The sequence below is a fragment of the Pseudomonas sp. KCJK8993 genome (genome assembly GCF_046230915.1).
GTDB classification, from domain to species: domain Bacteria; phylum Pseudomonadota; class Gammaproteobacteria; order Pseudomonadales; family Pseudomonadaceae; genus Aquipseudomonas; species Aquipseudomonas piscis.
The window spans coordinates 1-8,099 of record NZ_JBJJLO010000177.1 but is presented as its reverse complement, the minus strand read 5'-3'; the positions used below and the strand labels follow the sequence as shown (position 1 = coordinate 8,099).

Sequence of the window (8,099 nt, the reverse complement as noted above, 5' to 3'; positions counted from 1 at the left end):
GCCCCCCACGCCCACCCCCCCTAAAAGACCCGCCATTTCCCGATTCGCACCCCGCACCGCCCGAGGCTCCAGCCCCATGTCCGTCACCGCACCTTCCGCCCGGCCCGCGCCGGGCCACCATGCCCAGTTCCTGCAATTGCTGGAGACCAGCCTGGCGCAAAACGCCTTCATCAAGCTGGTACTGGCCAAGCACGTGGGCGCCGAGGCGGACCTGCAACGGCTGATCATCAAGCAACTGACGGTCAAGGAGCAGCCGTGCCTGTCCTTCGTCTATCGCTACAAGACCCGCGATATCACCAAGAACTTCTCCCTGGACGAAGGCATTGCCACCATCGCCGAGCTGCTCCCGGCTTCGTTCAAGAACGCCCATTTGCTGACCCTGTCCGATGAGGTCCAGCTGGAGTACAGCAAGAAGGGCAAGAGTTCGTTGTCCAAGGGCAAGCCGCAAACCCAGCGCGATGTGCCGTCCGCCGCGCACAACCGCGAGAAGAACCGCTTCCTCGACCTGGACCGGCCGTTCCTCGCCGACCTGGGCGTGACCAACCAGCAGCACGAGCTGATTCCGGCGATGTCGCGCAAGTGGAAGCAGATCAACAAGTTCATCGAAGTCTTCAGCCATGCCCTGGGCAGCTCGCCGATCGATCTTGCGCAGCCGGTGCGAGTGGCGGACTTCGGCTCAGGCAAGGGCTACCTGACCTTCGCCATCCACGACTACCTGCGCAATACCCTCAAGGCCCAGGGCGAAGTTACCGGGGTCGAGCTGCGCGAGGACATGGTGACCCTGTGCAACGCCGCCGCCGCGCGCCTGGAGCATCCCGGCCTGGTGTTCAAGTGCGGTGACGTGCGCAGCGTGGCCCCCAGCCAGCTGGAAGTGATGATCGCCCTGCATGCCTGCGACATCGCCACCGACTACGCGATCCACACCGGCATCCGCTCCGGGGCGGCGATCATCATGTGCTCGCCGTGCTGCCACAAGCAGATCCGCCAGCAGATCCAGAGCCCGGCGTTGCTCAAGCCGATGCTGCAATACGGCCTGCACCTGGGGCAGCAGGCGGAGATGGTCACCGACAGCCTGCGGGCGCTGTTCCTCGAAGCCTGTGGTTACGAAACCAAGGTCTTCGAGTTCATCTCCCTGGAGCACACCAACAAGAACAAGATGATCCTTGCGGTCAAGCGGGCCGAGCCCCAGGACCCGACCCAGTTGCTGGCGCGGATCGACGAACTCAAGGCCTTCTACCGCATCAGCGAACACTGCCTGGAAACCCTGCTCAAGGCCGACGGCTACCTCGCGGGATAAGCTTCGAACTTGCCGCTTGTGGCTTGCAGCTGTAGTACCTGGCTATTACCCGGCCCGGCCGATTGCGACTACCTTGAGTACTTCTTCTGTCCACGTGTTTCCTTGAAAGGAGTCCACTCCATGGCCGCGAAAAAGATCCTCATGCTGGTTGGCGACTACGTCGAAGACTACGAAGCGATGGTGCCGTTCCAGGCCCTGCTGATGGTCGGGCACACGGTGCACGCCGTGTGCCCGGACAAGAGCGCCGGGCAGACCGTGCGCACCGCCATCCACGACTTCGAGGGCGACCAGACCTACAGCGAAAAGCCGGGCCATCTGTTCGCCCTGAACTTCGACTTCGCCAAGGTGCGGTCCAGCGACTACGACGCGCTGCTGATCCCCGGCGGTCGCGCCCCGGAATACCTGCGCCTGAACGAACAGGTGCTGCAACTGGTCAAGGAATTCGACCGGGCCGGCAAGCCGATTGCCGCGGTGTGCCACGGTGCGCAACTGCTGGCCGCCGCCGGGGTCCTGGAAGGCCGTGAGTGCAGCGCCTATCCAGCCTGCGCCCCGGAAGTGCGCCTGGCCGGCGGCACCTATATCGATATTCCGGTGACCGAAGGCCATGTCCAGGGCAACCTGGCGACCGCCCCGGCCTGGCCGGCCCATCCCAGTTGGCTGGCCGGCTTCCTCGGCTTGCTGGGCACCCGGATCAGCCTGTAGGCGAGGACCACGCCATGTGCGAGCTGTACGTCAAGGCCGACCCGATCCTCTATGAATCGCGTTCGCGCTCGCTGCGCATTCGGGGCGTGGTCACCACCCTGCGTTTGGAAAACCAGTTCTGGGACATCCTCGCGGAGATTGCCGAGGTCGATGGCATGACCACCAACCAGCTGATCGCCAAGTTGTACGACGAGGTCATGGACTACCGTGGCGAGGTGGTGAACTTCGCCTCCTTCCTGCGGGTCAGCTGCACCCGCTACCTGAGCCAGCGACGCACCAGCACCCCCGACCTCAGCCTGGTTCGCTTGAACCGATGACCTGTTGCCGCCGCTGAGCCACGCGAAGCTCCGCACGCCCCGAAGGCGCGCAAGGTCTGGCTGTAGATTGCCAAGCAAAGTCCTGCGGACCTTTGCGCAGCCTTGCAAGCTCGACAGCGGCTATAGGACTAGCTGATCTTGCTGAGGAAGCCCGGCAGTTCCGGTTCCGGGAGCACCGACAGCACTTTGAGGCGCTGCAGCATGCGCTGGCGGGCGCGTTGCAGATGTTCTCGAAGGTTCAGGGCTGCGGCGTCGAAGGCGCCGTGCAACAGCAGTTCGAGGATCAGCCGGTGCTCGGCGAGCATCGCCGGGTCGGCACCGATGCCCAGCAAGCGGTAGAAGATTCGATTGATGATCATCGGGCTCTGGGCCTGACGGATCAGCGCCGCCATCTTACGGTTCTGCAAGCCGCCCAGGCACTGCTGGTGCAGGTCTTCTTCCAGGCGTTCCAGAGCCTCCAGGCCGCAGTGCTCGGCCTGCTGGGCCTGGGTCAGCCGTTCCAGCATCTGTTCCAGGCGTTCGCGGTCCAGGCCGGGGGCGCTCTGGCGCAGGGCCTCGGGCTCCAGGCAGGCACGCAGTTCGTAGTCTTCGGTGACTTCCCGGGCGGTCAGGGGCCCAGCCAGCCATTGGGAATAGGGTTCCTTTTCCACCAGGCCGCGATCGCGCAGGCGCATCAGCGCTTCGCGGACCACCGCGCGGCTGACACCGTAGTGCTCGGCGGCGGCCTGTTCGTCGAGGCGAAAATGGCCGAAGGCGATGCAGGTGGAGAGGGCGCTGCCCAGTTCTTCGTAGATCCGTTCCCCCAGGGGCCGGGTATCCACCAGTTCCTCGTCGCTGGCCAGCCCCAGGTGGGCATGGCTCAGGGGCAAGCGTAGAGGTTCGATCTCCAGGCCCTGGGGGTTGATCAGGTAACCGCGGCCATCAAATCGGCTGATCAGGCCTTCGCCGTGCAGCAGGTCGAGGGCTTTGCGCACGGGCACCCGGCTAGTGCCGAACAGTTCCGCCAGCGGCGCTTCCAGCAACACCAGGCCCTGCAGGGCGGTACCCTGGAGGATGGCGTCGCGCAAGACCTGACGGATCATGGCGTAGCGCGATGCGGTGCGCGGGTCCTCTGCTGACACTGCTTTCATCGATTCCTCTTGGGGCTGTTGCCGGTGGGTGGCGCGCCTGTTGCCGGGGCGCGGTGGCCAGGGATTCTCTCACAGTTGCCAAGTGTCACTGAGTGCCACGTTTTGCTGCCCCGTCCGGGGGCGGCCCTGGACGGGTTGTTACCGTTCTGCACAAGAATGTACCTTTTAATAAAAAGTACATTATTTGAGCGGAGGAACCTTTGCCGAGGATTTTCTCCGTCGGTCGGCGGACAGCCTCTACCATCAACCCGCTCTGTCTCGGTATTCCAGGCCAATTTCCAGGTTTTCCCGCTTGCTGTCGGTGCTCTGCTCGTCTTGAGATGGCACGGAATCTGCTTTCAATAAAATGTACATTTTAAAATTAAGTACGTTTTATGACTTTGCGGAGTGAACCATGCACCCTGATTCGCTGAACGACGCCACGGCCATGGCGCAAGCCTTTGCCTCGGGCCGTACCGATCCGGTCCAGGTCCTGGAGCAGGCGCTGGTCTTGGCCGAGGCGACGCCCCATGTGTTCATTTCCCTGTGCCCGACCCGGGCCCGGCGCGAGGCCGAGGCAGCTGCCGCCCGGTGGCGGGACGGCCAGCCGCTGAGCCTGCTGGACGGCGTGCCCCTGGCCTGGAAAGACCTGTTCGACGTGGCCGGCAGCATCACCACTGCCGCCGCCCAGGTGCGTCGCAATGCACCGCTGGCCCAGGTGGATGCGCCCAGCGTGCGGCAGTTGTGCCGGGCCGGGCTGGTCAGCCTGGGCAAGACCAACCTCAGCGAGTTCGCCTATTCCGGACTTGGCCTGAACCCGCACTTCGGCACCCCGATCAACCCCCACAGCGATGCCCAGCCACGTATTCCCGGCGGCTCCTCGGCAGGCTCGGCGGTGGCAGTGGCCGCTGGGATCGTGCCGATCGCCATGGGCACCGACACTGCCGGTTCGATCCGCATTCCCGCGGCCTTCAACGGCCTGGTGGGCTATCGTGCGACGTCTCGGCGCTATGACCGCGAGGGGGTGTTTCCCCTGGCTGAAAGCCTCGACAGCCTTGGACCGCTGACCCGCAGCGTGCGCGATGCCTGGTTGATCGACGGGCTGTTGCACGGTGGCGATCCCCGGCCATTGCCGACGCCCCGCCGCCTGGCCGGGCAACGCTTCTGGGTCGATCTGCAAGTGCTCGACGACAGCCGTATCCAGAGCGCGGTGCGGGCCAACTTGCTGGTGGTCATCGAAAGCCTGCGACAGGCTGGAGCGCTGGTGGAGCAACGGCCGTTGCACAGCCTGCAAGCCACCCTGCAACTGATCCAGGAACAGGGTTGGCTCGGCGCCGCCGAAGCCTTCGCTCTGCACCAGCCCTTGCTCGACAGCGAGTACGCCGAGCAGCTTGATCCGCGAGTGCGCCGGCGCCTGGAAAGCGCCCGGCAGATGCCTGCCAGCCAGCTGTTGCGGCTGTACCAGATGCGGCGCCAGTTGCAACAACAGATGCAGGACGAACTGGACGGCGCGGTGCTGATCACCCCCACCGTGGCCCATGTGGCGCCGCCCCTGGCGCCCCTTGAACAGGACGATGAACTCTTTTTCCGGACCAACCTGGCGACCCTGCGCCTGACCATGCCCGGCAGTTTCCTCGACATGCCCGCAGTGGCCCTGCCCAGTGGCCGCGATGCCCAGGGCCTGCCCACCGGGCTGTTGCTGAGCCTGCCCCAGGGCCATGACCGGCAGTTGCTGAACGCTGCCCTGGCGCTGGAGGCGGCGCTGCCGCGCTAGCCCCGACGACTTTTTCCAACAAAACAACAAGCAATCACTGGAGGCCGCTGATGGCTAAAGAAATTCTCTGTGCATTTGGTGTCGATGTGGACGCGGTGGCCGGCTGGCTCGGCTCCTATGGCGGCGAGGATTCGCCGGACGATATCTCCCGCGGCCTGTTCGCCGGCGAGGTCGGCGCGCCGCGCCTGCTCAAGCTGTTCGAGCGTTATGGCCTGCGCACCACGTGGTTCATTCCCGGCCACTCCATGGAGACCTTTCCCGAGCAGATGAAGGCCGTGGCCGAGGCTGGCCATGAGATCGGCGTGCACGGCTACAGCCACGAAAACCCCATCGCCATGACCCCGGAGCAGGAGGAGATCGTCCTCGACAAGTCCATCGAGCTGATCACCCGGGTCACTGGCAAGCGCCCCACCGGCTACGTGGCGCCCTGGTGGGAGTTCAGCAAGGTGACCAATGAGCTGCTGTTGAAGAAGGGTATCAAGTACGACCACAGCCTGATGCACAACGACTTCCATCCCTACTACGTGCGGGTCGGCGACAGCTGGACCAAGATCGACTACAGCCAGCATCCCGACACCTGGATGAAACCCCTGGTGCGCGGCCAGGAAACCGACCTGGTGGAGATCCCGGCCAACTGGTACCTGGACGACCTGCCGCCCATGATGTTCATCAAGAAAGCGCCCAACAGCCATGGCTTCGTCAATCCGCGGCACCTGGAAGAAATGTGGCGCGACCAGTTCGACTGGGTCTACCGCGAGCACGAGCACGCGGTGTTCACCATGACTATCCACCCCGACGTCTCCGGCCGTCCGCAAGTGCTGCTGATGCTCGAGCGCTTGATCGAACACATCCAGGGCCATGCCGGCGTGCGCTTCGTCACCTTCGACGAGATCGCCGACGACTTTATCCGCCGCCACCCGCGCAACCGCTGATCCCGGCCACTTCATCGAGGCGTGATTGATGTCTATCTATAACAAGCTCGACCTGACGGGCTGGAAACCCCAGCAGCTGACCCCGGCCCAAGTGCGTTTCGCCACCTGGATCGCCTTCTTCGCCTGGGTCTTCGCGGTGTACGACTTCATTCTGTTTGGCACCCTGCTGCCGGAGATTGGCCGGCACTTCGGCTGGGGCGAGGTCGAGCAGGCCGAGATCGCCACCTGGGTGGCGGTGGGCACCGCAGTGGTGGCCCTGGCCATCGGACCGCTGGTGGACCAGTTGGGCCGGCGCATGGGCATCATTTTCACCGTCAGCGGCTCGGCCATCTGCTCGGCGCTGACCGCCGTCGGCGGCGCCTGGGGCAAGTCGCCGCTGATCCTGATCCGCTCCCTGGGCGGCTTGGGCTATGCCGAGGAAACGGTGAACGCCACCTACCTCAGCGAGCTGTACGCAGCTTCCGACGACCCGCAATTGGCCAAGCGCCGGGGCTTCATCTACAGCCTGGTGCAGGGCGGCTGGCCAGTGGGGGCGTTGATCGCGGCCGGGCTGACCGCAGTACTGCTGCCGATCATCGGCTGGCAGGGCTGCTTCATCTTCGCCGCGATCCCGGCGATCGTCATTGCGGTGCTGGCGCGCAAGCTCAAGGAGAGCCCGCAGTTCCAGATCCATCAGCGCATCAGCCAGTTGCGCAAAAGCGGTTCGGTGAGCGAGGCCCGGGCGGTGGCGCTGACCTACGGCGTGGACTACGACGAGCACAGCAAGGCCGGCCTGGCCGCGGCCTTTCGTGGCCCGGCGCGGCGCGTGACCCTGGTGATCGGCGCGGCGATCCTGCTCAACTGGGCGGCGATCCAGGTGTTCAGCGTGCTTGGCACGTCGGTGATCGTCAGCGTGCATCACATCTCTTTCGAGAACTCGCTGATCATCCTGGTGCTGTCCAACCTTGTGGGGTATTGCGGCTACCTGAGCCATGGCTGGATGGGTGACAAGATCGGCCGGCGCAATGTCATCGGCCTGGGCTGGATGCTCGGCGGCCTGTCGTTCGCCGGCATGCTCTACGGCCCGAGCAATCTGCCGATGGTGGTGGGCCTCTACAGCCTGGGGCTGTTCTTCCTGATCGGCCCGTACTCGGCGGCGCTGTTCTTTATCAGCGAGAGCTTCCCCACCAGCATCCGTGCCACCGGTGGCGCGATCATCCATGCCATGGGTCCTATCGGCGCGGTGGTGGCGGGCTTCGGCGCCACCCAGGTGCTATCGGCCGGTGGCGACTGGCAGACCTCGGCGCTGTATTTCGGCGCGCTGCCTTGCTTCCTCTCCGGTGCGCTGATGTTCGCCGCGCGCCATGTGCGTCCTGAATCCGTTCAATAAGGAAAATTATCCATGACTGCGAAAGTCGCCTTGATCACCGGTGCCGCCAGCGGCATCGGCCAGGCCCTGGCCGTGGCCTACGCCCGGACCGGTGTGGCGGTGGTGGGCGGGTATTTCCCCGCCGACCCCCATGACCCGCAAACTACCCGCGATCTTGTGGCCGAGGCGGGTGGGCGTTGCTTGATGCTGCCGCTGGACGTGACCGACGGTGCGTCGGTGGACACCCTGGCGGAACAGGCCGTGGCGCACTTTGGCCGCCTCGACTATGCGGTGGCCAATGCCGGCCTGCTGCGCCGCGCACCCTTGCTGGAAATGACCGATGAGGCCTGGAACGCCATGCTCGATGTGGACCTGACCGGGGTCATGCGTACCTTCCGCTCGGCGGTGAAGCACATGGGCGAGGGCGGCGCCCTGGTGGCGATTTCCTCCATCGCCGGTGGCGTCTACGGCTGGCAGGACCATGCTCACTATGCTGCGGCCAAGGCCGGGGTGCCGGGGTTGTGCCGTTCGCTGGCGGTGGAGCTGGCGGCCAGGGGCATCCGCTGCAATGCGGTGATCCCGGGGCTGATCGAAACCCCGCAGTCCCTCGACAGCCAGAA

Annotated in this window: 8 protein-coding genes; 7 read left to right on the top strand and 1 reads right to left on the bottom strand. The window is 64.9% G+C overall.

Annotated elements, in window-relative coordinates; genetic code table 11:
- Window positions 1-76: 76 nt before the first annotated feature.
- The 3 genes from ACK6AU_RS30645 (at window position 77) to ACK6AU_RS30635 (ending at window position 2,316) form a co-directional block, all read left to right on the top strand.
- On the top strand, window positions 77-1,297 hold the full coding sequence (locus tag ACK6AU_RS30645) for a class I SAM-dependent methyltransferase (protein ID WP_409303412.1): 1,221 nt from the start codon (window positions 77-79) through the stop codon (window positions 1,295-1,297).
- Window positions 1,298-1,417: 120 nt separating this feature from the next.
- Complete coding sequence (locus ACK6AU_RS30640; protein ID WP_185697932.1) at window positions 1,418-1,999, top strand: DJ-1/PfpI family protein; 582 nt, start codon at window positions 1,418-1,420, stop codon at window positions 1,997-1,999.
- Window positions 2,000-2,013: 14 nt separating this feature from the next.
- Window positions 2,014-2,316, top strand: coding sequence for a ribbon-helix-helix domain-containing protein (locus ACK6AU_RS30635; RefSeq protein WP_185697933.1), 303 nt, complete (start codon window positions 2,014-2,016; stop codon window positions 2,314-2,316).
- Between the two features lie 128 nt (window positions 2,317-2,444).
- Here the strand turns inward: ACK6AU_RS30635 and ACK6AU_RS30630 are convergent, their stop codons facing one another.
- On the bottom strand, window positions 2,445-3,446 hold the full coding sequence (locus tag ACK6AU_RS30630) for a GntR family transcriptional regulator (protein WP_185697934.1): 1,002 nt from the start codon (window positions 3,444-3,446) through the stop codon (window positions 2,445-2,447).
- Window positions 3,447-3,840: 394 nt separating this feature from the next.
- On the opposite strand from ACK6AU_RS30630, the gene ACK6AU_RS30625 reads away from it, so the two are divergent.
- The 4 genes from ACK6AU_RS30625 to ACK6AU_RS30610 all read left to right on the top strand — a co-directional run.
- Window positions 3,841-5,199 (top strand): amidase, encoded by a 1,359-nt coding sequence (locus tag ACK6AU_RS30625; protein WP_185697935.1) that lies wholly within the window; start codon window positions 3,841-3,843, stop codon window positions 5,197-5,199.
- A 50-nt stretch (window positions 5,200-5,249) separates the two neighbouring features.
- Window positions 5,250-6,131, top strand: a complete 882-nt coding sequence (locus tag ACK6AU_RS30620; protein WP_185697936.1) for a polysaccharide deacetylase — start codon at window positions 5,250-5,252, stop codon at window positions 6,129-6,131.
- Between the two features lie 28 nt (window positions 6,132-6,159).
- Window positions 6,160-7,500 (top strand): MFS transporter, encoded by a 1,341-nt coding sequence (locus ACK6AU_RS30615; RefSeq protein ID WP_185697937.1) that lies wholly within the window; start codon window positions 6,160-6,162, stop codon window positions 7,498-7,500.
- Window positions 7,501-7,512: 12 nt separating this feature from the next.
- Window positions 7,513-8,099 (top strand): SDR family NAD(P)-dependent oxidoreductase (locus tag ACK6AU_RS30610; protein WP_409303406.1); only part of this gene is annotated, 587 nt, incomplete at its 3' end.